The organism is Bradyrhizobium sp. USDA 376, from assembly GCF_054063675.1.
Window position 1 is genome coordinate 4,850,788 of sequence record NZ_JBSSGN010000001.1, and the last position, 22,016, is coordinate 4,872,803.

19 protein-coding genes are annotated in these 22,016 nt (G+C 64.6%); 8 read left to right on the plus strand and 11 right to left on the minus strand.

Going from position 1 to position 22,016, the window contains the following annotated elements; translation table 11 throughout:
- The first annotated feature begins 134 nt into the window (after positions 1–134).
- Together ACVJ19_RS22650 and ACVJ19_RS22655 are read left to right on the plus strand one after the other, a co-directional pair.
- Positions 135–650, plus strand: coding sequence for a YcgN family cysteine cluster protein (locus tag ACVJ19_RS22650; RefSeq protein ID WP_453951202.1), 516 nt, complete (start codon positions 135–137; stop codon positions 648–650).
- 152 nt (positions 651–802) lie between these two features.
- Positions 803–2,389, plus strand: a complete 1,587-nt coding sequence (locus tag ACVJ19_RS22655; RefSeq protein ID WP_456739528.1) for an MDR family MFS transporter — start codon at positions 803–805, stop codon at positions 2,387–2,389.
- Positions 2,390–2,392: 3 nt separating this feature from the next.
- Here the strand turns inward: ACVJ19_RS22655 and ACVJ19_RS22660 are convergent, their stop codons facing one another.
- The 8 genes from ACVJ19_RS22660 to ACVJ19_RS22695 all read right to left on the minus strand — a co-directional run bounded on the left by ACVJ19_RS22660 (position 2,393) and on the right by ACVJ19_RS22695 (position 14,787).
- The gene (locus ACVJ19_RS22660) at positions 2,393–4,087 is read right to left on the minus strand and encodes an alpha/beta hydrolase (RefSeq protein WP_453951203.1); all 1,695 of its coding nucleotides are present in this window, start codon (positions 4,085–4,087) and stop codon (positions 2,393–2,395) included.
- Between the two features lie 21 nt (positions 4,088–4,108).
- Positions 4,109–6,592, minus strand: coding sequence for a GAF domain-containing protein (locus tag ACVJ19_RS22665; protein WP_453951204.1), 2,484 nt, complete (start codon positions 6,590–6,592; stop codon positions 4,109–4,111).
- 112 nt (positions 6,593–6,704) lie between these two features.
- A complete protein-coding gene (locus tag ACVJ19_RS22670; RefSeq protein WP_453951206.1) occupies positions 6,705–8,453 on the minus strand; it encodes a thiamine pyrophosphate-requiring protein in 1,749 nt (582 codons plus the stop codon).
- Positions 8,446–11,376 (minus strand): ATP-binding protein, encoded by a 2,931-nt coding sequence (locus ACVJ19_RS22675; RefSeq protein ID WP_453951207.1) that lies wholly within the window; start codon positions 11,374–11,376, stop codon positions 8,446–8,448. Before ACVJ19_RS22675 ends, ACVJ19_RS22670 begins: the two co-directional genes overlap by 8 nt.
- Before the next feature lie 144 nt (positions 11,377–11,520).
- Positions 11,521–11,943 (minus strand): putative quinol monooxygenase, encoded by a 423-nt coding sequence (locus ACVJ19_RS22680; RefSeq protein ID WP_453951208.1) that lies wholly within the window; start codon positions 11,941–11,943, stop codon positions 11,521–11,523.
- Positions 11,944–12,017: 74 nt separating this feature from the next.
- Positions 12,018–12,866 (minus strand): VOC family protein, encoded by an 849-nt coding sequence (locus tag ACVJ19_RS22685; protein WP_453951209.1) that lies wholly within the window; start codon positions 12,864–12,866, stop codon positions 12,018–12,020.
- A gap of 96 nt (positions 12,867–12,962) precedes the next feature.
- A complete protein-coding gene (locus ACVJ19_RS22690; RefSeq protein WP_453951210.1) occupies positions 12,963–13,976 on the minus strand; it encodes an aldo/keto reductase in 1,014 nt (337 codons plus the stop codon).
- 55 nt (positions 13,977–14,031) lie between these two features.
- Positions 14,032–14,787, minus strand: coding sequence for an alpha/beta hydrolase (locus ACVJ19_RS22695; protein WP_453951212.1), 756 nt, complete (start codon positions 14,785–14,787; stop codon positions 14,032–14,034).
- A gap of 338 nt (positions 14,788–15,125) precedes the next feature.
- Between ACVJ19_RS22695 and ACVJ19_RS22700 the strand changes: the two genes are divergently transcribed.
- The 6 genes from ACVJ19_RS22700 to ACVJ19_RS22725 all read left to right on the plus strand — a co-directional run bounded on the left by ACVJ19_RS22700 (position 15,126) and on the right by ACVJ19_RS22725 (position 20,711).
- Positions 15,126–16,061 carry a helix-turn-helix domain-containing protein gene (locus tag ACVJ19_RS22700; RefSeq protein ID WP_453951213.1) on the plus strand — a complete coding sequence of 312 codons (936 nt, stop codon included), beginning with the start codon at positions 15,126–15,128 and terminating at the stop codon, positions 16,059–16,061.
- A gap of 82 nt (positions 16,062–16,143) precedes the next feature.
- A complete protein-coding gene (locus tag ACVJ19_RS22705) occupies positions 16,144–16,608 on the plus strand; it encodes a (2Fe-2S)-binding protein (protein WP_453951214.1) in 465 nt (154 codons plus the stop codon).
- Between the two features lies 1 nt (position 16,609).
- Positions 16,610–18,865 (plus strand): xanthine dehydrogenase family protein molybdopterin-binding subunit, encoded by a 2,256-nt coding sequence (locus tag ACVJ19_RS22710; protein ID WP_453951216.1) that lies wholly within the window; start codon positions 16,610–16,612, stop codon positions 18,863–18,865.
- A gap of 8 nt (positions 18,866–18,873) precedes the next feature.
- Positions 18,874–19,506: a hypothetical protein gene (locus tag ACVJ19_RS22715; protein ID WP_453951217.1), complete on the plus strand. Its 633-nt coding sequence runs from the start codon at positions 18,874–18,876 to the stop codon at positions 19,504–19,506.
- Positions 19,507–19,632: 126 nt separating this feature from the next.
- Positions 19,633–20,310: a type 1 glutamine amidotransferase domain-containing protein gene (locus ACVJ19_RS22720; RefSeq protein WP_453951218.1), complete on the plus strand. Its 678-nt coding sequence runs from the start codon at positions 19,633–19,635 to the stop codon at positions 20,308–20,310.
- Between the two features lie 95 nt (positions 20,311–20,405).
- Positions 20,406–20,711: a putative quinol monooxygenase gene (locus ACVJ19_RS22725; protein WP_453951219.1), complete on the plus strand. Its 306-nt coding sequence runs from the start codon at positions 20,406–20,408 to the stop codon at positions 20,709–20,711.
- A gap of 188 nt (positions 20,712–20,899) precedes the next feature.
- Here ACVJ19_RS22725 and ACVJ19_RS22730 read toward each other — a convergent pair whose 3' ends face one another.
- From ACVJ19_RS22730 to ACVJ19_RS22740, 3 genes are read right to left on the minus strand one after another with little or no spacing between them, the layout of a single operon-like run.
- Complete coding sequence (locus tag ACVJ19_RS22730) at positions 20,900–21,364, minus strand: restriction system modified-DNA reader domain-containing protein (RefSeq protein ID WP_453951220.1); 465 nt, start codon at positions 21,362–21,364, stop codon at positions 20,900–20,902.
- 31 nt (positions 21,365–21,395) lie between these two features.
- The gene (locus ACVJ19_RS22735; RefSeq protein ID WP_453951221.1) at positions 21,396–21,734 is read right to left on the minus strand and encodes a hypothetical protein; all 339 of its coding nucleotides are present in this window, start codon (positions 21,732–21,734) and stop codon (positions 21,396–21,398) included.
- A gap of 34 nt (positions 21,735–21,768) precedes the next feature.
- Positions 21,769–21,984 carry a hypothetical protein gene (locus ACVJ19_RS22740; RefSeq protein ID WP_453951222.1) on the minus strand — a complete coding sequence of 72 codons (216 nt, stop codon included), beginning with the start codon at positions 21,982–21,984 and terminating at the stop codon, positions 21,769–21,771.
- Positions 21,985–22,016 lie beyond the last annotated feature (32 nt).

The following is a 22,016-nucleotide window of genomic DNA, read 5'->3' on the forward strand; positions in this document are numbered from 1 at the left end:
AGGCTCACGATTTTGAACAACAGGCCTAATCGAACCCCGGTTCATTACGGGCGTTCCGGGGGCGTTGCTTGCAGCGTGACGGCCGCACGGCCTAGATGGGTTAGCCGTAGCTCTTTCGAATCTTGTTGAGGCGCATGACCGCAGCTCCCAAACGACCTTCCGGCCAGGAAGGATTCTTCTGGAAAACCAAGACGTTGGAAGAGATGTCTGGGGAGGAATGGGAGAGCCTGTGCGACGGCTGCGGGCGCTGCTGCCTGAACAAGCTCGAGGACGAGGATACCGGGCAGATCTATTTCACCCATATCGGCTGCAAGCTGCTCGATGGTGCGACCTGCGCCTGCAAGGACTATCCGAATCGCTCCGACAAGGTTCCGGACTGCGTCCGCCTGACCCCGGCCAATGTCCGCACCCTGAACTGGCTGCCGCCGAGCTGCGGCTACAAGCTCGTCGCCGAGGGGCGCGACCTCTATTGGTGGCATCCGCTGGTCTCCGGTGATCCCAACACCGTCCATGAAGCCGGCGTCTCCGTACGCGGCCGGGTCGAGGGCAGTGAGGAGGAGGTCCCGGACGAGGACCTCGAGGATCACATCGTGCAATGGCCGGCCATGCTGCCGAAACGGGCACGCCTGAAGCGACGCCCGAAGGACTGATCCGCGCAGGCCTCATCACGTGTTCGGGATGACCCGGCGATGGGATGCACCCATGCGCCGCGGTGCCTGCCCGGGAAGAACTTTGCTGTCTACATTGGGCTGCATAGAATGAATCCTTCGCGGCGTTGCGCCGCCTCATGCGTCCGATCGAGATGAACAAGTTCGACCGGCAGAGCAGTTCTGCCGACATCCAGGCATTGCCCGACGACATTGCCGAAGAGCTGTCCCGCCTTCCGAGCGAGGTCATCAGCGTCGATGATGCGCCGTCCATCGCGCCGCCGGTACCGCTGAGCTCCGACGAGGTCCGCACCATCGTCATCAGCCTGATGCTGACGATGTTCCTGGCAGCCCTCGACCAGACCATCGTGGCGACCGCGCTGCCGACCATCGGGCGTCAGTTCCAGGACGTCTCCAACCTGTCCTGGGTCATCACCGCCTATTTGCTCGCCTCGACCGCGGTCGCGCCGGTGTTCGGCACGCTCAGCGACATCTACGGCCGCAAGGCCATGATCATCACCTCGCTCAGCCTGTTCGTGGCCGGCTCGATCCTGTGCGCGATCGCGCCGAACATGCCGATGCTGATCCTCGCGCGCGGCCTGCAGGGCCTTGGCGGCGGCGGCATCATGCCTGTCGTGCAGACGGTGATCTCCGACGTCGTGAGCCCGCGCGAGCGCGGCCAGTACCAGGCCTATTTCTCCAGCGTCTGGATGGTCGGCGGCATCCTCGGCCCTGTGATCGGCGGCGTGTTCGCCGAGCATCTGCACTGGTCGATGATCTTCTGGATCAACCTGCCGCTCACGGCCGCGGCCCTTGCGCTGCTGCTGCCGAAGATGAAGAAGATCCCGGTGTTCCACCGCAAGCGCAAGGTCGACTGGCTCGGCGGCGTGCTGCTGATGGCCTCCGCCGTCGTCTTCATGCTGGTGCTGACCTGGGGCGGCACGCGCTATCCCTGGCTGTCGCCGACCGTGCTCGCGATGGTCGGAGGCGCCGTCGCGCTCGCCGTCACCTTCGTCTGGCATGCACGCCGCGCGGACGAGCCGTTCCTGCCGCTGCCGATGCTTGGCGGAAGGGTCGCACCGTTCGGCCTGACGGCCGGCGGCTGCGCGCTCGGGGCGATCACGGGTCTTACCGTGCAGCTCCCGCTCTATTACGAGTCGGTCTACCATCTCAGCGCCAGCGAGGCGGGGCTTGCGCTGATCCCGCTCGCGGCGGTCTCGACCTGCGGTGCGGCGATCGCCGGCCGCACCATGGCGCGCGCCAAGCACTACAAGCGCGTCGCCATCGTCGGCACGTCCTGGGCCGCGCTGTGCGGCCTCGGCCTCACATTCACGACCTTGCCGCTCTGGGGGCTGCTGACGCTGATGGCCGCGTTTGCGCTCGGCCTCGGCACGACCTTCCCGGTCTGCGTGGTCTCGCTGCAGAATTCGGTCCCGCGGCCGCAAGTCGGCACCATCACCGGCGCGCTGAACTTCTTCCGCTCGCTGATGTCCTCGTTCACGGTCGCAGCCTTCGCAGCGATCCTGCTGATCGCGCTCGGCGCCGACATTCCGCTCGCCGGCGAGCATCATGTCGCAGGCGGCATCCCTGCGATCCCCACCGAGGACATGCGGCATGCATTCCGCTACGTCTTCGGCGCCGCCACGGCGCTGATGACCGGCGCCGCGCTCTGCCTGATCATGATGGAGGAGCGGCCGCTGGCCGGTCCGACCGTCACGCAGCAGGTGGAGATGGCCGAGTAGGGGTTAGCCGCCGCGATCGGGATCGTCGTCGGCATTGCCCGTCTTCCGCGCTTTCGCCGCGAGCTGTTCCTTGAGCCGCGCCAGTGCTTCAGCAGACCAATCATGGACATTGGTGACCGCGACCCAGGCATCAGCGTAGTGCTCGGGCGCGTAGACATGGCCAAAGCCCATCGGGGTATTGGTCGCGACCGCCATGTCGAGGGCGAGCTGCATCATCGTCACGATCGGATACCATCGCAGCTCCGGCGAGACGTCCGGCCCGCGCGGTGCGCTCATCCAGGCCGGGGCCTGAAAGGCATCGCGATAGGCGAAGAACGTGATCGCGTCGCTGGCATATTGCAGGTAGACGACGCGCATCGGGCCCCAGGGCGTATCCGGCGGCACCGTCGGCCCGTTCTGGTTCATGAAGCGTACGAAGCGGCTGTCGCGGAATTCCGGCAGCCACGCCGGCGAGCCAGGATTGCGGTTCGCGGTGACCGAGCGCCAGATGCGGCTCTCGAACGGTGCCCCGCTCCATAGCGCGCCGGCAATGGGATCGCCGATCGTCTCGAACAGTTCTGCTGATTTTTCGGAGTTCATGGCGCCAAGGCTGAGGCCGTGGAGGTACAGCTTCGGCCGCCGGTCCTTCGGCAGTGTCGTCCAGTAGCCGTAGATTTCCGCGAACAGGGCGCGCGCGGCCTCTGCGCCGTATTCAGGCTGAAACAGCAGCGACAGCGGGCTGTTGAGATAGGAATATTGCATCGCCACGCTCGCGACGTCGCCGTGGTGGAGGTATTCGACCGTATCCATCGCGGACGGATCGACCCAGCCGGTCCCGGTCGGCGTGATCACGATCAGGATCTTGCGTTCAAAGCCGCGCTGCCGCTTGAGCTCCTCGAGTGCAAGCCTGGCGCGCGCCTGCGCCGTGCCTCCGCCGGCGAGGCCCACGTAGACGCGCACGGGGTCACGTGCGGCCCGGCCCGTGACGGCGCCGATGTCCGCTGCGGTCGGACCCGAGGCAATGAACCGGCGGCCCGTGCGTCCGAGCTCCGTCCACTTCACCAGCGACGCCGGACTTCCCGTGCGATCCGGCGCGGTCGGCTGCGGCCGTTCGGGCTCGTGCAGGGCGTCGAGTTCACGGAAGGACGAATCGAGCGCGCGAAACGCCGTGCTGATCAGGACATTGCTGGCAATCGACCAGAACAGCAGGCCCGCAACCACCACGCCAATGACGTTCGCGACCTTGCGTGGAATGATACGCTTCGCGTGCCAGGCGAGGAATCGCGATACGAGCGCGAACAGCCGCCCCAGCAGCAGCAATGCGGCGAAGGTGACGAGGGCGATGGCGCAGACCTTGAGCGGATGCGCGGTTTCGACCGGCGGCATCTTCATCACAGCGCGGATCGAGTTCTGCCATTCGGCGGCGCGCCACAGATAGATGACGACGACGACCAGGCAGCCCGCCGCGACCAGCGCATTGGCCTGCGAGCGCAGGCGTGTCGAGGGCTCGGGCAGCTCGAGATAGTGCCACAGCCAGCGCCAAAGGTTGCCGGCGAGGTAACCGATCGCAAAGCAGGTGCCGGCAAGGGCGCCTTGCGTGAGATAGCTCCGCGGCACCAGCGTCGGCGTCAGCGCGGCCGCGAAGAACAGGGCGCCCAGCATCAGGCCGACGCCGGACAGCGAGACCAATTGTCGCCGAATGAGCCGGGTCAGATTCATCAAAGCACCTTCCGCGCGAAGCTATCGTCCGTCCTTGTCCGGGAAGCCGCTCTTCCGCGGCAGCAGGATCGTGAATTCGGTGAACTCGCCCGGCTCGGTCGCGACGTCGATCGTGCCGCCGTGCTGCTTGACCACGATATCATGGCTCATCGACAGCCCGAGGCCGGTGCCTTCGCCGGCCGGCTTGGTGGTGAAGAACGGATTGAACATCTTCTCCTTCACCTCGTCCGGAATACCGGTGCCGTTGTCGCGAATCCGGATTTCGATGTGCTCGCCGCGATCGCGGGTTGCAGCGATCACCACCGGCTCGTAGCCGGCGCCGCCGTCCTCCGCCTTGCGCCTGGTCACCGCGTAAAATCCGTTCGAGATCAGGTTCAGCAGCACCCGCGTGATCTCCTGCGGAAACACTTCGGCTTGCCCGGCCGCGGGATCGAGCTCGCGCTTCAGCGTCACGTCGAACTGCGGCTTCTCGGCGCGTGCGCCGTGGTAGGCGAGGTTGAGGCTCTCCTCGACCAGCGCGTTGATGTCGCTTAAGCGATGCTCGCCGCCGCCCTCGCGCGAATGCAGCAGCATGTTCTTGACGATGGAATCGGCGCGCCGCCCGTGCTGCACGACCTTGTCCAGATTGTCCTTCAGGAGCCCGGTCAGCTCGTCGACCTCGCTGCGGACATCGTGAGCGAGCGGGGCGGGCGCCAGCACCTCGTTCAACTCGCTCGTCAGCTCGGCGGAAAGCGAGGCAAAATTGTTGACGAAGTTGAGCGGGTTCTTGATCTCGTGCGCGATGCCGGCGGTGAGTTGGCCGAGCGAGGCAAGCTTCTCGGTCTGGATCAGCCGGTCCTGCGCTGCGCGTAAGTCGTCGAGCGATCTGGCGAGCTCCCTCGTGCGGTCCTGCACCTCGTTGAACAGGCGCGTGTTCTCGACCGCGATCACGGCCTGATCGGCAAAGGTCTTGAGTAGGTTGATTGCCTTGTCCGGGAACTGACCGGCCTCCCGCCGCGTCACCGCGATGGTGCCGATCGCAATGCCGTCGCGCAGCATCGGCACCACGACGATGCTGCGATAGCCGCGGGTGCGCGCCAGCTCCTTCATGGCGTCGGTGAGATCGGGCTCGTTCTGCATGTCGCTGCGGAAAGCATACTCTCCGCTCGTTGCCACCCGGCTGTGAATGCCCGAGGAGGACAGCGGCGCCGGGAAGGAGCTGAGCAGGTCCGCATTGCCGGCTTCATTGTCAGTGGTGAAGGCAGCCAGATGCAGCATGCCGTCGATGACGCGGGTGACGGTGGAGGAATGCCCGCCGATCAGCGCCTTGGCACTGTCGGAGATCGCCTGGAACACCGGGGTGACATCGGCGGGCGAAGCCGCGATCACCTTCAGGATGTCGGCGGTCGCAGTCTGGCGCTCCAGCGCTTCCCTGGTGGCGTTGAACAGGCTGACATTCTTGATCGCGATCACCGCCTGGTCGGCGAAGGTCTGCAGCAGCCGCACATGATGTTCGGCGAATGCGCCCGTCGCGCGGCGCGTGGTGATGATGATGCCGATGGCCTCGCCCTCGCTCATCAGGGGCGCGAACAGCATGCTGCGATAGCCGCGCGCGCGTGCGATGTCGCGCGCGGCAGGCTCGAGCTCGGTGTCGGGCAATTGCGCCGCGGCCCCATTGGCCACGAGCTGATACGGCGGGAACTGCGCGAAAGGCACGGGGAACGAGGCCTGAAGCACGCGATCACCGGCCGGATCGGTCGGTGTGAACGCCGCGAGATGCGCGGCGCCGTCGACGTAGCGCAGCACGGCCGTGGAGAAGCCGCCGATCAGCCGGTTCGCGTTGGCGGCGATGGCGTCGAACACCGGCTGGACGTCGGAGGGTGAGGCGGCCATCACCTTCAGGATGTCGGCGGTCGCGGTCTGGCGCTCCAGTGCCTCGCGCGTCTGGTTGAACAGCCGTGCGTTCTCGATCGCGATCACGGCCTGGTCGGCAAAGGTCTGGAGCAGCTGCACGAGATCGGGCGCGAATGCGCCGGGCTCGGCGCGCGTGACGCTGATCATGCCGACCGGCGTGCCCCGGTTCATCAGCGGCATGAACAGCACGCTGCGGAAGCCGCGCAGCCGAGCAAGAGTCCTGTTCAGCTCCGGGACATCGTCAGCCTCGCTGTCGGGAAACTGGATCGTCTCGCCGTTACGAACCAGGGCGAAGGTCGGAAAGTCGGTGATCTTGCGCGGGAACGAGGCCTTCAGCCCTTCATCCGCCTCGGGGCTGGTCGGCGTGAACGCCACGAGGTGGAGCTCGTCGCCGATGAACTGAAGCACGGTGGCGGAGAAGCCGCCGAGCAGGCGTTTCGAGCTGGACGCGATCGCAGCGAACACCGGCCGCGCGTCGGAGGGGGAGGCCGCGATGGTGCGCAGGATTTCCGCGCTGGCACTCTCCCGATCGCGCGCAATCGCGAGCGCGCTGCGCAGCCGCGCGTTCTCGGCTGCGAGTTCGTCGGCGGCATCGTGGGAGGGGTCGGTCATTCGCAATCCGGCTAAATGCCGCGACAGGCGCGGCACCGGGCCGGATTATCACACCTTCTGCGGCGGGAGCCAGCGCCAGCGACAGCAAGGCTTGCGGCCGGGAGCTGCCTGCTCAGGTGCCCGGCCGCGACACCTCGGTCTCCTTGCTGGTGATGAACTCCAGCAGCACGGGGATGCCTTCCTGCGTCTTCTGGATGCCGCGCCTGATAGCGGGGATGATGTCTTCGGGCCTCGTTACCCGCTCGCCATAGCCGCCGAAGGCGCGCGCCATCGCGGCATAGTCGCCGGAGATGTCGGTCGAGCGATATTTTTCGGTCGAGACCGGCATCACCTTCAGCTCGATCGCCATCGAGAAATTGTTGAGCAAGATCGACATGATCGGAATGCGCTCGCGCACCGCGGTCTCGAAATCCATGCCGGTGAAGCCGATGGCGGCATCGCCCCAGACGTTGATGCAGAGCTTGTCGGGCTTTGCCAGCTTTGCGCCCATCGCGAGCCCGAGGCCATAGCCGAGCTGCGTCGTCTTGCCCCAGCCGAGATAGGTGAGCGGCTCGACCGCCTTCCAGAACGGAGAGAGCTGGTCGCGCGGGCTGCCGGCATCATGCGTGATGATGGTGTTCTTGATGTCGACGGTGTGCTGCAAGTCCCACAGCACGCGATAGGGGCTTAAAGGTGCGTCATTGCTGGTGAGCTTCGGCATCCATTTCGCCAGCCACTCCCTGTGCGAGGCCGCGATCTCCGCCGCGACCGCCGAGGCGTCGCGGTCCGCGGTGACGGTCTTGCCGATCTCCTCGAGCAGCGCATCGAGCACGAGGCCGGCGTCGCCGACGAGGCCGATCCTGGCCTCGACGTCCTTGTTGAGATGATTCGGATCGAGCGTCGAATGGATGATGGTCTTGCCCTTGGGCATCGCGACGCCGAAATTGGTCTCCGTAAAGGAGCAGCCGATGCCGAAGATGACGTCGGCCTCGGCGAGGAATTTCGGGACGGCACGGGGTACCGCGAGGCCGCCGGAGCCGAGCGAGAGCGGATGCGTCTCCGGAAACGCCGATTTGCCGCCGAGGCTGGTGGTGACGGGTATAGCGAGACGCTCGGCGAGCCGTTTCAATTGCGGCCAGGCCTGCGCGTAATGCACGCCCTGGCCGGCATAGATCACGGGCCGCTTTGCGTTGACGAGCAGGTCGGCCGCTTCCTTCACATGAACAGGGTCCGCGCCGTAGCGGGTGCGCAGCACCGGCGTGTAGTTCAGCGGCTCCGGCACCTCCTCGTTCCACATGTCGGAGGGAATCTCGACGATCACGGGTCCGCCGCGGCCGTTCTTCAGCTTGGTGAAGGTGCGACGAAAGATGCTGGCGACTTCCGCGGCCAGGATGATCGGCTCGGACGATTTTGCGAACGGCTTCATCGCCTCGCTGGAATTGAAGTTCGGCTCGATATGCGCAAGCCGGCGCTGATAGCCCATCGGCAGCACCAGCACGGGAACGGATTCGCCGAAGCACTGCGCGACGCCGCCCATCGCGTTCTCCGCGCCCGGCCCGTGCTGCATGCAGAACGCGCCGATACTGCGTCCCGACGTCACCCGCGAGATCGCATCCGCCATGTGGATGCCGACGCGCTCCTGCCGCACCATGACCGGGCGGATCTCGGCCTTGGCCGCATGCTCGATCAGGTGATTGACGGGATAGCCGCAAAGGATCTCGATCCCCTCGCGCCTCATGATTTCCGCAATCGCGGTGCCGAGCTTCATGACGTCTCTCTCCCTGGCAAGGCCGGTTGATCCGGCTGGTTGGGGAGAGAGGATCAGGAAATCCGGGAAGCGTAAAGCGCGCGCGGTGAGCGCGGCGGTAGGCCAGCTATGCACCGCGAGCGTGCACCGGCCCCGGTCGGCGATAATGGCTGCAGCCGCTCGCCATTGGCCGCATGCGCTGCAGCAGGCGCTTGGCAGCAACGAGATCCGGCGTCTCGAAGCCCTCGGTGAATTCGTCATAAATCGGGGCGAGCAGTCGAACGGCTTTGGGCCTGCGGCCGGTCGCAATCCAGTGCGCGGCGAGGTCGGTGGAGATCCGCAACGCGAAGGTCATCGCACCGATGGCGCGCGCTTCGGCGAGCGCCTGCTGTAGCCGCTTTTCGGCGAGCAGGGGCTCGCCGGCATGGAAAAGGACCGCTGCATCGACCCGCTGGAGTTCCGACCGGCACCAGCGCTCGCCCTGACGTTCCTGATGTGCGATCGCCCGCGTGATGGCTTCGCGCGCTTCAGAGATCCGCCCTTGCCGCAGATAGGCGCGGGCGAGGACCGCAAGATAGCTGCCGATCCGCATCAGGAAACGGCATTCGATCAGTTCGTCGATCGCGGCCCGGATATCCTCCACCGCGCGTTGATCGCCACGCAGCTCGCGAAGGCAGGCGGAGAAATAGCGCTCGACCGGAACCCAGCGCGAGATGCGCTCGCGTTCCAGGTTGCGACGCAGCCGCATCGTGAAGCTCTCGAGCGCATCCAGGTTGGCGGTTTCGAGCGCGACAGGAAGTGCGGCAAGCCCAAGTGCGTTCGACTGCGACACCCAATGGCCGCCGCGGTCCGCGGCGTCGACGGCATCGCGGGCCAGCCTTGCCGCGTAGTCGGCTTGCCCTTGCATCCACGCAACGAAGGGCAGGTTGAAGCGGACGGTGATGAACCGGTAGACCTCGTTCGCATCCTTGCGCGAACGGCCCTCGGCCAGCGAATAGGTTGCCGCGAGACGATCCAGAACCGGGCGGCTCTTGCGCAACTCGCCGGCAAAGGCGTGGGCCCAGGCGAGGGCCCGATCGGCTTCGGACGTTGCCGTCAGGTCGCGGTCCCGGTTGGTCAGCGCGGTGGCCTCCTCGAGATAGGTTATGGCGCGCGGGACCTGACCGATCTGCAACAGGTAAAAGGCAAAACCCACCAGCGCGCGCTGCTGATACTCAATGCTGCCGGCGCGCCTTGCAAAGGCGATCGCATCGAGCCAGGCAACCTCGTTCTCATTCGACATGTTGCGGGCGTAGAACAAGCTCCATCCAAGAGCACAGGCAAGCTTTGCCTTCGACAGATCGTCGCACGCGACGGTCTTGGCCAGGGCGAGCGCGTCCTCCAGCCCCGCCTGCGCTTCCGACAGGATGAAGGTTTCCGACCACAAGGTGATCGCCGCAACCGTGAGCCTGATCCCGAGGACGGGATCGCCTTCCTCGCCAAACGCCCATGAAAGCGCAGCCCGCAAATCGGCGATGCGACCAAGGTAGCGCTCTGTCCAGTCGCTCGGTTCGCGCCAGTTCCACTCCTCCTCGGACTGTTCGAAGAGCGCGAGGACACGCTCCGCATGACGGCGCAGCGCCTGGCGGCAGGCGGGATCGGCCTGGCGCCGCTCGGCCGCATAGCGGCGTGTGCTGTCGAGCAGCCGGTAGCTCAGGACCGCGCCCCGGGCCTGCGCGCTCAACAGCGACTTGGAGACGAGGCTGCCGAGGCCGGTAACGACGTCGACCGGCGTGAGCCCTGCCGCTTCCGCGACGAAAGCCGCATCCTCCACCTCGAACGCGTCGCTGAACACCGACAGCAGGGCGAATAGCCTGGCTTCCTTCTGCGACAGCAGCCGGAAGCTCCAGTCGATCGCCGCCATCAGGGTCTCATGGCGCGGCGGCGAGCCATCGGCGCCGGGGGCGCGAAAACCCAGCTTCTGATCGAGCATCGCGACCAGTTCGCGCGGATTGAATCTGCCGATCTGGGCTGCCGCCAGTTCAATGGCCAGCGGAAGGCCGTCGAGCGCGTGGCAGATCGCGGCGACGGCCTCGCAATCATCGTCGACGAACTGGTAGTCCGACCATTCGGCGGCACGGCGGACGAACAGCTGCACCGCCGGAAATGTCACGGCCTGATCGACGGTCAGGGCGAGGCCGGAACGCGGTGAGGGTAGCGAACCAAGCCGGACGACATGCTCGGTGGCGGTGCCGAGCGGCTCGCGGCTCGTCGCAAGCAGCCTGGACGGCGATGTGTCCGTCAGGAACTTGCCGGCAAAGATCGTGGCGGCAGGCAGCACATGCTCGCAATTGTCCAGAATGAGCAGCATCTGCCGCGACCTCAGATAATCGAGGGCTGCCGCCAGACCGTTGTCCGTATTGCCTCGGATGCCCAGGGCCGTCACCAGCGCTGTGCCGAAAAGCATCGGATCGGAGATCGTAGCGAGATCGACGAAGCAGACGCCGTCGCGGCACCGTGGCGCGAACGCCTGGGCGACGGCCAAAGCAACTGTCGTCTTGCCGATCCCTCCTGCGCCAGCCAGGGTCACGTGCCTGTTGTCGGCCAACAGATCGGCGATTTCGGCGATTTCCGCCGCGCGACCAACGATGCCGCGCAACAAGGGCGGCCTGGACAAGGGAACCGGTTCGGCGAGCGCCAGATCGTCCTCGACGTCGCTGATGCTGATTTGCACCTCCGCGATGAACTTGTACCCGCGGCGCGCCACGGTCGCGATGTAGACGGGCTCGATCTGGGTATCCCCCAGCGAACGCCGCACGCTCCACATGTTGACCTTGAGATTGCTGTCGTGGAGGAAGGTGCCTGGCCACGCCGCCGTCATCAGCTCATTCTTGCTGACCAGCTCGCCGCGACGCTGTACCAGCAGCTGCAACAGCTCGAATGCGCGTCCGCCCAGTTTGACGGGGCGCCTGTCGAGCAGGAGGAGCTGGCGGCTGGGAACCAGTCGAAATGGGCCGAAGCAGTATGTGAGTTCCTGTCGGCGTGTGCCCCGTTGCCGTGTCTCGGTGGCAGCCTGCATTGATCATTGCCAATCGATCGAAGAGATCGCTTGCAATTATCATGCGCTGCAAAATTGTTGGAGTGAGCCGTTCTGAATTCGCACGATTGCGGCGGGCATTTGCCCGCAGGATGGCTGCGACAAAACGGCTCGCGCAGGCGCCGGCTATTTCCTGGGCACGCCAAGAACCGCCATGCGCATGACCTCGACGCCGCCATCGGCAAGCTCCGGCAGCTTGGCGAACCAGTCCTTCACGTAAGGCATCGCATTATGCGCGTCGAAATCGGCCTGGCTGGCGAACACCTCGTAGAAGATGAAATGACCGGGTTTGGCGCGGTCTTCCTGCAGAAAATAGACCAGGTTCTTGGGATCGCCCCGAACCAGCTCGATCAGCGGAAGCGTGGCCGCGCGCAACGCGTCTTCCTTCCCCGCCTTGGCGCGCACTTGAGCCACCACCGAATAGGCGCCTTCCGGAATCTCCTGATAGCGCACGCGCGGCGCTTCCTGTGCTACGGCCGATGGCGTCGTGATGGTCATCGAGGCGGCGAACAGCAGGGCGGGAAGTGAATTGCGGACGATAGTTCGCATGATGAAGTCCTTCATTGTGATCGTGATCGCTTTGTCGGGCGACCAGCGGAAGCCGATGCCCGACGTTTGATGGGTCAGCGCACGATTGTCTGCTGCCGCTTGGCCAGGGCCTCGCTGAAGCGTTGCTTGACCGGGCCGAGCGCTTTGACGAACTCGAGCTGCTCGCCTTCAGGACCCTTGCAATAGATCAGCTCCCAGCCGTTCGAAGGTTCCGCGGTCACCCGGTTCGTGTTGGTGTTGCGGGGCGCGGCCTTGCGGTCCGCCTCCGTCATGACGCGGATGGTGCGGTTCGCCCGCACTTGCGTCATGCCGCGGCGCGCGGATTCGGCTTCGAGGTCGGCGATGAACTTGTTGAAGTCGACGTCATCACGAACGTAGAAGCAGATGTGCATCATGCGCGGGAAAGCCGGGCTCATGTGCTCCAACGGTTCGGCAAAACTCTTCGCGCTGCCCATGGGCTGGTCGGCCTCGCGATATTGCAGCAGTTCGAGCACCATGTTGTCGAACTGAATGAAGCGGACATCGAGCCGCTGCGCTCCGCTTCTGAGGTCGGGTACGCCGATGGTTCGCGGATTGACCCCGCGTGCATTCGCCTCGATCTCCTGGTCGGCCAGCAGCGTGTTCTGCACCCCGTCGCCCTGGAAGTCGCCGTGACGGAACACCTCCGTGCCGCCGAGCACCTCCGTGTAGAACTGATAGGCCCGCTCCATGTTCTGCACCGTCAGCCCGAAATGCTGGACACCCTGGAGCCGCGCGCCGAGCGGCGCTTCGTTGCGCTCGGCTGACGACATGGCGCCCGCGTCTTGTGTCGCGGCCCGCGCGTCGGTCGTGCCGGCGAAGAGACCCGTGACGACGGCTGCGCCGGCTGTCTGGAGCAGGGTACGGCGGCCCATGTCGGCGGCGTTGTGTGATTCTTCTGTCATGTCGCTCTCCGTGATCGCTCGGTGGATTTTGCGTGTGTTATCGTGCCGGCCGAAGCAGCACCCGGCCGGGATGAATCTGCTGCGCTCTCGGGCGGCTCAATCGGTGCCGGGAAGCGGAGCTGCGGCGTTGACGAGTCCCTCCGAACGCAGCTCGCGCCAGAAATCGGCGGGAATGGCTTCCTCGAGTGCGGCGCGATCCTCGGCGATGCGGTTCGGGCGGCTCGCACCGGGAATCACGGCCGCCACCACCGGATTGGCGAGCGCGAACTGCAGGCCAGCCGCCTTCATGCTGATGCCGTAGCGGTCGGCGATCGCCTTGATCCGCGCCACCTTGTTGAGAATTTCCGGGGGCGCCGGCGCATATTCGAAATTCGGGCCGCCGACGAGGGCGCCCGAACTGTAGGGGCCGCCGACGACGATCGCGAGCTCATGTTCCGCAACCATCGGCATCACCCGCTGAAGCGCCCTTGCATGGTCGAGCAGCGTGTAGCGGCCCGCGAGCAGGAAGCCGTCGGGGCGCGGCTCTTCGAGCGCGAGCAGCAGCTCGATCGGCTCGACCCGGTTGACGCCGAGACCCCACGCCTTGATCACGCCCTCGTCGCGCAGCCGGTCGAGCGCCTTGAACGCACCCTTGCGCGCGCTTTCGAACACCGAAAGCCACTCGTCGCCGTAGAAATCCTGCGCGACGTCATGCACGAAGGCGATGTCGATGTGGGAGGTAGCGAGCCGCTTCAGACTGTCCTCGATCGAGCGCAGCGTCGCGTCCCGGGAATAGTCGTTCACGATCCTGTTCGGGCGACCGTATTTGAAGACGCCGCCCTTCTCGCCGAGGTCGCGGGCGCCGACATCCTCGATCTCGTCCAGGATCAGGCGGCCGACCTTGGTGCTGACGACATAGTCGCTTCGCGGCCGGCCGGCGAGTGCGGCGCCCATGCGGATCTCGGCGAGGCCTGCGCCATAGAAGGGCGCCGTGTCGAAATAGCGGATGCCGTCGTCCCAGGCCGCGTTCACCGTCGCGATCGCTTCCTGCTCCGGGATGTCGCGGAACATGTTGCCGAGCGGCGCCGCACCGAAACCCAGTTTTCCCGGGAGAATATCCTTGAGGGCCATGTTCCGAGTCCTTCTGTGTGACGGGCAAGACCATTCGTGAGCGGCGCGACCAATCTCAGTCGGCTGCGGACGTGTCTGCGCTTCTGATGAACGCTGCGACTTCGCGCGGATGCGACAGCATCACCGCGTGGCTGCTTTTCAGCTCCGTCACCTTCGCGCCGGAACGCTTGGCCATGGTGCGCTGTGCGGTCGGCGGGATCATGTGATCCTCGCTCGTCACCATGTAATAGGTCGGCTTCGCCTTCCAGGCGACGCGATCGACCTTGGTCTGCACCGCCAGCAATCCCCAGGGCAGTTGCGCGGCACCCATGAAGCGGGTCGTGGCCGCATCGACATCGGCCGCGAACGAGGTGGGGAATTTTTCGCGGTCGACGAGGAGATAATTGCCCTCAGTGACCAGCGGAGCCTTGTGCTCGCCGGCCGGCACTGGGGCTTCCGCCAGCGTGCTGACCGACTCGCCGGCATCAGGGGCAAATGCCGCGAGATAGACGAGGCTGCGAACTTTCGGATTGTCGCCGGCTTCGGTGATGACCATTCCACCATAGGAATGCCCGACGAGAATGACCGGATGCCGCGCCTTGGCGATCACGCGCTCGGTCTCCGCGACATCGTCGCGAAGTGTGATCGTCGGCTGCTGGACGACGAGCACTTCATAGCCCGCGTCCGAGAGGATGTTGTAGGTGTCCTTCCAGCCCGAGCCGTCGACGAAGGCACCGTGGACAAGGACGATGGAAACGGTCCTCTCGGCCGCGACCGCGGGGGCGGCCGTTGCGATCGACATTGCGGCAAGCGCGGAGATAAGCGGCTTCATACCAGGCTCCGATCATCGATACGGCGGCATTGCCGTTGATGAGCCCTTCGCTAGCGCACGCGAGCACTGCGGTATTTCCGATTCCTGCGCGATGACCAACGCATCTTGCTCTTCCATGAAGAGATCGGCTTTCAAAGCCGAGCACGCCGCGCTCCAAGCCTTTGCTTTGCCTGACTTTTACCTCTTTTAACCGCGCCGCCTCTGGACTTCGCTATCGCCGCTTGTGAGAAATTCGCGGTCGGCGTGGCAGCGGCCGGGGCTGCAACTCATCACCGGATGGAATGATCGCTCGCTCGCGATACGGGGCCGGGATTCGCCGCAACGAAGCGGAGGTCGTGATGGCGCTCGTGACACATGGAGATCAGAAATACAAAAACAGCGAGAAGCTCGCGGAGACCAGCGACTGGCCGGGGCTGAGCATCGAGCATCGCAGGTTCGAGGCGGGGCGCCAGGCAACGCCCGTTCCCATCTGCACCGAAATCGTCATGGTGCTGTCAGGCGGCGGGATGGTGTGCCGGGCCGGCAATGGCGAAGTCCAGAAGAGCCTCGCACGGCCGGGCATGAGCTACCTCGTGCCCGTGGGGACGCAGGAGAGCCATCTCGAGCTTTCGGACCGGATGGAATGTCTTCATCTCTATCTGCCCCCGACGCTGCTGGACCAGAGCGCGCTTGCGGATTTCGATATCGATCCGGCGAAAGTCGAGATCGCCTACGCCCACGGTCTGGCGGACCAGGTGCTCTTCCACATTTGCTCGCCGCTTCGCGATCTGCTCCATCGCCCGCGCCAGCCGACCGACGCGCTGTTCGTGGAGGGAATCCAGGTTGCGCTCGCCGCGCACCTTCTGGGGAATTATACCATCGACCGCTGGCGAGCGCCCGACAAGTCGCCGTCGCTCGATCCCAGGCGCCTGCAGCGCGTGCTGGACTATATCGAGGCTTCTCTTGCCAGCGATATCAGGCTCGAGGATCTGGCGGCCCAGGCCTGCCTCAGCCCGTATCATTTCTCCCGGCTGTTTCGCGAGGCGACCGGATTGTCGCCGCACCGTTACGTGACCGATCGCCGCGTCCAGGCTGCGCGGCACGAACTCGCAGGCGACCGTCTGTCTCTGGTCGAAATTGCACTTGAGTTCGGCTTTGGCTCGCAGGCCAATTTCACGCGCGTGTTCCGCAAGGCCGCAACTCTCACGCCGGGGCAGTATCGCGAATTGTGCTGCGGCCAGGCTGACGTGAAGACCGATCGTTCCGATACGGCATTCCGCAGGGATTGCACATGATCCCGCAGGAATCGGAAATACGCCGCGGCGTCTATCAGGCAGTGCTGTTGTGCCGACCAGATCCGCTAGGGGACACATCGACATGATCGAGCTCACCGTCAATGGGACGAAGCACAGGATCGACGTCGTTCCCGAGATGCCGCTCTTGTGGGTGCTGCGCGACGAGCTCGGCATCACCAGTCCCAAATACGGCTGCGGGGTCGCACAATGCGGCGCGTGCACCGTCCAGATCGACGGCATGGCGGTCCGATCCTGTCAGGCCCATATCGGCGAGGTCGCCGGCAAGTCGGTCGTCACGCTCGAAGGGTTGGACAAGAAGGAACAGCATCCGGTTCTCCAGGCCTGGATCGAACATCAGGTCCCGCAGTGCGGCTACTGCCAGACCGGCCAGATCATGCAGGCCATCTCGCTTCTGGAGCTGATCTCGCAGCCGACGGACGAGGAGATCAATCAGGTGATGTCCGGCAATCTCTGCCGTTGCGGCACCTATCCGCGTATCCGCGCGGCGATCCATGCGGCTGCGGCCAAGAAGATGGCGGAGAAGTGAGATGGGCCACATGCAGACCCTTTCGCGTCGGGCTTTCGTTTTCGGCTCCGCCGCCGTGGCAGGCGGCATCGCTTTCGGTGCCTACGGCCCTGCTGAAGCGGCCGCGACCAGCGCCGATGGCAATCCGTTGGTCGCCGGCCTCGGGCCGAACTCCGTGACCTTCAATCCCTGGGTCGAGATCAGCCCGGACAAGATCACGCTCATCGCGCAGCACGCCGACATCGGCCAGGGTGTCGGCTCGGTGCAGCCGATCATGATTGCCGAGGAGATGGACCTCGATCCCGGCCAGTTCGAAGTCCGGTTCGCGGGCCCCAGTCCCGCTTATTTCAACACCGGCTTCGCGGACGAGTTCGCTCCGTTCGTGGCTGCGGACCAGAGTCCGGCCGCCGAGGAAGCGCGCGCCAAGACGCTCGAATGGCTGAGACAAGCCGGCCTGCAGATGACCGGTGGGTCGAGCACGTTGCCGGACACCTACGACAAGCTGCGTGTTGCCGGCGCGGTCGCGCGCGAGACGCTGAAAGCCGCCGCGGCCAAGCGTTCGGGCGTCGCAGTGGCCGACCTGCGCACGCAATCAGGCCATGTGATCCTGCCCAACGGGACCAAGATCGCCTACGTCGATCTGTCCGCGGACGCCGCCAGGATTCCGCCAGTGCTCGATGCCAAGCCGCGCGACCCGTCCAAATGGCGCATGCTCGGCAAGCCGATGATGCGGCTCGACGTCCGCGCAAAAGTGATGGGCGAGCTGAAGTTCGGCATCGATATGAAAATCGACGGCATGCTCTACGCCTCCGTCAAGCTGAACCCCAACAAGGGGCAGCCGCTGAAATCATACGACGCCGGCAAGGCGAGTGCGATGCCGGGGGTCAAGAAGATCCTCGAAATCAAGAATGGCGTCGCGGTGATCGCGACGAACAGCTGGTACGCGATGAAGGCGGTCGACGCCATCGCGTGCGAGTGGGCGCCATCGGCCTATCCCGCCGAGCAGGCCGATCATTGGAAGGTGCTGGAATCCTCGTTCAAGCCTGAATTCCTCGGCAAGGAGTGGCGGAAAATCGGCGATATCGAAACCGGCCTGAAGACGGGCAAGCTCGTCGAAGCCGAATATCGCGCACCCTATGTGGCGCATCAGCCGCTCGAGCCGCTGAACGGGATCGGCCTCGTCACCGACAAGGGGATGGAGATCTGGGTCGGCCATCAGAGCCCCCGCTTCGTGCAATATGTCGCGGCGACGGCGATCGGCCTCAAGCCGGAGCAGGTCACCTTCCACAATCAGTGGGCGGGTGGAAGTTTCGGCCATCGTCTCGAGTACGAGAACGTCCGCGTTCTCGCCGAGATCGCCAATCAGATGAAGGGCACGCCGATCAAGCTCGTGTTCTCGCGCGAGGAAGATTTCCTCCAGGACATTCCGCGGCAGATCGCGATCGCCCGGCATCGCGGCAGCGTTGACAAGAGCAAGATCGTCGCAGCCGACCTGCAATTGGCTTCGACGACTCCGCTCAAGGGGCTGCTCGAGCGTTCGGGCACGCCCTCGAAGGATCCCGATGCGCAATTGGCCGCCGGCCTTTGGAACGTCTATTACGACATCCCCAATTTTCGGGCCACGAGCTACGAGGCGCAGGGGCTTTCGCCGAGCACCACGTGGCGCTCGGTCGGCGCCTCGACATCGGGCTTCTTCACCGAGAGCTTCGTCGACGAGCTGATCCATGCGGCGGGCCTCGATCCGATGAAGGCGCGCATCGCGATGTGCACCGTGCCGCACTATCGCAAGGTGCTGGAGACGGTTGCGGAGATGTCGGACTGGAAGGGGCCGCTCGGCAAGGGCAGGGGCCGCGGCGTTGCGTTCGTGGAGTCCTTCGGAACACCGACGGCCGAAGTCGTCGAGGTGACGGCGACGCCGGAGGGTATCAGGATCGACAAGGTCTGGGTCGCGGTCGATGTCGGCAAGGTCGTCGATCCCGTCAACTTCGAGAACCAGGTGCAGGGCGGGGTGATCTGGGGGCTCGGCCACGCCATCAATTGCGAGCTCACATACGCCAAGGGCGCGGTGCAGCAAACCAACTACAATCACCACGAAGCGATGCGGATCTATCAATGCCCGGTCATCGAGGTTCGCGGGCTCGAGAACGATCCGAAGGTGAGGGGCGTCGGCGAGCCGCCGGTTCCGCCGGCCGCGCCTGCGCTTGCGAACGCGATCTTCGCGGCGACCGGAAAGCGCATCCGCGAAATGCCTTTCAACAAGTTCATCGATTTCGTCTGAGGCGGGCCATGAAGAAATCTCTTATCGCGCTCGCTCTCGCTGCGTCGGCCATTGCGGCCCTCACCGGAATTGTCGCCGCCAAGGACGAAGGCAAAAGAGAAGTCTTGCCGCCGGGCAGCGTCAGTCGCGCCGAGGGGCTGGAGGCCTGGAAGCGGATTGAAGCGGTGGTGACGCATCCGCGCTGCGCCAACTGCCATGTCGATGCCAAGGCGATCCCGATCTGGACGCCTGCAGGCGAAACGAAACCGCGCGTGCACGGCATGAACATCCACGGCGGCGAGAGCCGCATCGGCGCAGAGAAGCTGGCCTGCTCGACCTGCCACATGACCTCGACCCAGGCCAACGAGCCCGCACCGGCGCCGCCGCGCGCCGGCATCGACTGGCAGCTCGCGCCGGTGGCTTTCATCTGGTTCGGCAAGAGCGGTGCCGAAATCTGCGCGCAGCTGAAGGATCCCAAGCGCAATGGCGGCCGCGACGCCGCCGGCCTCGTCGACCATTTGCGGCACGATGCATCTCTGAACGGCTTCATTCCCCGGGGCTGGGCCCCCGGCGCAGGCCGCTCGACGCCGCCGGGCACCTTCGAAGAACACGTCAAGGACATGGCGATGTGGGGCGCGGCCGGACAGCCCTGTCCGAACTGACCGTTCTCCGCGTCGCGCCAGCGCGAACCCGATGGTGGCGACGGGATCTCGGCAATAAAGTTGTTGATCGGTCAGTCGTCATGTTCTGGCCGCCCGAATGCACAGCGTTATTCAAAGGAGAAAACCATGACCCAACATGTTCTCTTCATCGTCACCAACGCGGCTGTGCTCGGTCCGCATAGTCGCAAGACCGGCTTCTTTTTCGCCGAGGTCGCCCATCCTTTCGAGGTGCTCGACAAGGCTGGGGTCGCGGTGGAGTTCGCGTCCCCGGCCGGGGGATGGACGCCTTACGATGCGTACGACGAGAAGGATCCCGCTCAGAAGGATTTTCTCGCGAGCAAAGCCTTTCGCCGCCTAAATCACAGTCGCAAATTGTCCGAGGTGGACGCCGCCGACTACGACGCCATCCTGGTGCCTGGCGGTCTTGGGCCCATGGTGGACATCCAGCGCAATGCAACGGTCCAGAATGCCATCGTGCGCGCCTGGAGCACTGGCAAGCTCGTCGCTGCTGTTTGTCACGGGCCGTGCGCGCTGCTTGGCGTTGACCTTGGTGATGGCATCCCTTTCGTGCGCGGCAAGAAGCTCACGTCGTTCTCGAAGAAGGAAGAGTACGACTACGCCCGCGATGATGTGCCTTACGAGCTCGAGGACGCGTTAAGGGCAGAAGGTGCCGAGTACTCGTCTGCAGCCAACTGGCAACCTCACGTCGTCGTCGATGGCCGGCTCATCACGGGGCAGAACCCCGCTTCGGCCGGACCGCTGGGAAAAGAGTTGCTGTCCGCCCTCAAGCGACAGGACCGGTGACGCGAAAATCTGAAATGTCGCCGTGGACGCAAGTCGCGAGGGAACGGGCTCGGCATCTCCGAAGTCGCGCCTACCCTGGCATCGGGAGCTATCGAATGACGCAATCGCCATCCAAGATCACCGCTATCCTGGTTGCTCGCCCGGGCAAGTCCGCTGAACTCAGAGCACTGCTTGTCGGCATGGCACCGCATTCCAGGGCCGAACCCGGCAACCTGCATTGGGATGTCTGGCGCGACCCATCGAATGAAGATCGCTACGTTCTCGACGAGCTGTACCGGGACGTTGCGGCCGTCGAAGCTCACCGAACCACGCCGCACTACCAGGACTACCTGGCCAAAATTCCCGAGCTGGCCGATCGGACGGCCGTGGTCTTGGAAGCAGTTGAGGTTGGGGGCAGGTGAACGGCGTCAGCCAACCTCCGAAGTAGCTGCATCCGCGGGACCTGCGCCCCGGATTTCGCTGCGCTCCATCCGGGTTACATCATTGAAATATATTGCCTATTTGGCGCGACGGCGGACTGTCCCCCGATCTATCCCCATGAAAGCGCGCGGTGGCCGGGCTGCGGCCAGAGGCGGGACCGCCGCGCCGTCTATGTTTCGTCATCATCATCCTCGTCGCCCTGTTCGTCATCGTCAGAATCAACAGCCATAGCTTCGATGTAGTCGCGGCGAACTGCTCGTAGTGTGCGACCCGACGCAGGATCGGTGAGGAAGAACCACCACCCCCCGGTCTTCTTTCCATAGATCTCTGCTGCGGCCTCCCTGGCGGTCGCAAAAGCCTCGCCATCCACTTCTACACGCCCGTCCGCTAACAACGTAGCCACACGATGGCTGAACTTCTTGCGCTTTGGAATTAATGACATTCCTGGCTGCAGAAGACCCGCGTTGATGAGGTCGGTGAGTTCTACCTTTCTTCCCGGTCGTCGCCGAGTAATGGCAAAGCCGGAGCGGTGATTGGGGGGGACCGCCCAAATCTCCGCGAGGATTAGTGCGAGTCCTTGCGAACGCCGACTGATTGAATCGTCACTCCACTCCGCTCCTGCTTCTTTCAACAAGGTCCGATTTAGGAGGAGTACGTCATGCGCCTCAAGACCTGCCCGCTTGCTGTTCGTTCCGCACCAAGGACCGTTGGATACCGTTGAGTTCAACTTGCCGGTCAGGAGGGTAGCGAAACCGCCCAACACTTATCTCAACTTCCCAGAAACCAGTTTCGAATTCCTTCCAATACTTCTGATAGGCATCCTCAACATCAGCTCCGGATTCGAGAAGGCGCTGAAAGATGAGGTTCTTATCGGCGGCGTGCTTGCGCGCGATGCTCACCAGCGGGTTTTGCGCCGCATTTACAGGCGCTTCCGTACTGCGGACTTCCCCGGAAGGGCGATAGCCCGGACGCTCCATCCGGGCAACGAACTTGCGAACGGCCAAAGCCGCAGTTCGGGCTGGCCAATGGCCAAACGTCCTATTTGCAGTTCTGGCAGATCATCAGCTTTCGCTTTAGCGCGCCATCTTCCTGATCGAGGTCATTTGCATCCGGATTGGACCTGGCGTCCTTTGTTGCGCGTGACCTCACGGGCGGCCTCACTTGGCTCGAGGTGTCATTGTCATCGACGGTGCCGACGCTGAAGCCGTCGTAGTCGGCCGCCGGATTCGGCATCGGCTGAGGCACGCCGATCACGGATGTCGAGGTATCCCTGCGCGACGCCGGCG

Bases quoted from the DNA above. Each gene is read 5' to 3' on its own strand.
- ACVJ19_RS22650 (WP_453951202.1), top strand. From the start codon at position 135: ATGACCGCAGCTCCCAAACGACCTTCCGGCCAGGAAGGATTCTTCTGG.
- ACVJ19_RS22655 (WP_456739528.1), top strand. From the start codon at position 803: ATGAACAAGTTCGACCGGCAGAGCAGTTCTGCCGACATCCAGGCATTG.
- ACVJ19_RS22660 (WP_453951203.1), bottom strand. From the start codon at position 4,087: ATGAATCTGACCCGGCTCATTCGGCGACAATTGGTCTCGCTGTCCGGC.
- ACVJ19_RS22665 (WP_453951204.1), bottom strand. From the start codon at position 6,592: ATGACCGACCCCTCCCACGATGCCGCCGACGAACTCGCAGCCGAGAAC.
- ACVJ19_RS22675 (WP_453951207.1), bottom strand. From the start codon at position 11,376: ATGCAGGCTGCCACCGAGACACGGCAACGGGGCACACGCCGACAGGAA.
- ACVJ19_RS22680 (WP_453951208.1), bottom strand. From the start codon at position 11,943: ATGCGAACTATCGTCCGCAATTCACTTCCCGCCCTGCTGTTCGCCGCC.
- ACVJ19_RS22685 (WP_453951209.1), bottom strand. From the start codon at position 12,866: ATGACAGAAGAATCACACAACGCCGCCGACATGGGCCGCCGTACCCTG.
- ACVJ19_RS22690 (WP_453951210.1), bottom strand. From the start codon at position 13,976: ATGGCCCTCAAGGATATTCTCCCGGGAAAACTGGGTTTCGGTGCGGCG.
- ACVJ19_RS22695 (WP_453951212.1), bottom strand. From the start codon at position 14,787: ATGAAGCCGCTTATCTCCGCGCTTGCCGCAATGTCGATCGCAACGGCC.
- ACVJ19_RS22700 (WP_453951213.1), top strand. From the start codon at position 15,126: ATGGCGCTCGTGACACATGGAGATCAGAAATACAAAAACAGCGAGAAG.
- ACVJ19_RS22705 (WP_453951214.1), top strand. From the start codon at position 16,144: ATGATCGAGCTCACCGTCAATGGGACGAAGCACAGGATCGACGTCGTT.
- ACVJ19_RS22710 (WP_453951216.1), top strand. From the start codon at position 16,610: ATGGGCCACATGCAGACCCTTTCGCGTCGGGCTTTCGTTTTCGGCTCC.
- ACVJ19_RS22715 (WP_453951217.1), top strand. From the start codon at position 18,874: ATGAAGAAATCTCTTATCGCGCTCGCTCTCGCTGCGTCGGCCATTGCG.
- ACVJ19_RS22720 (WP_453951218.1), top strand. From the start codon at position 19,633: ATGACCCAACATGTTCTCTTCATCGTCACCAACGCGGCTGTGCTCGGT.
- ACVJ19_RS22725 (WP_453951219.1), top strand. From the start codon at position 20,406: ATGACGCAATCGCCATCCAAGATCACCGCTATCCTGGTTGCTCGCCCG.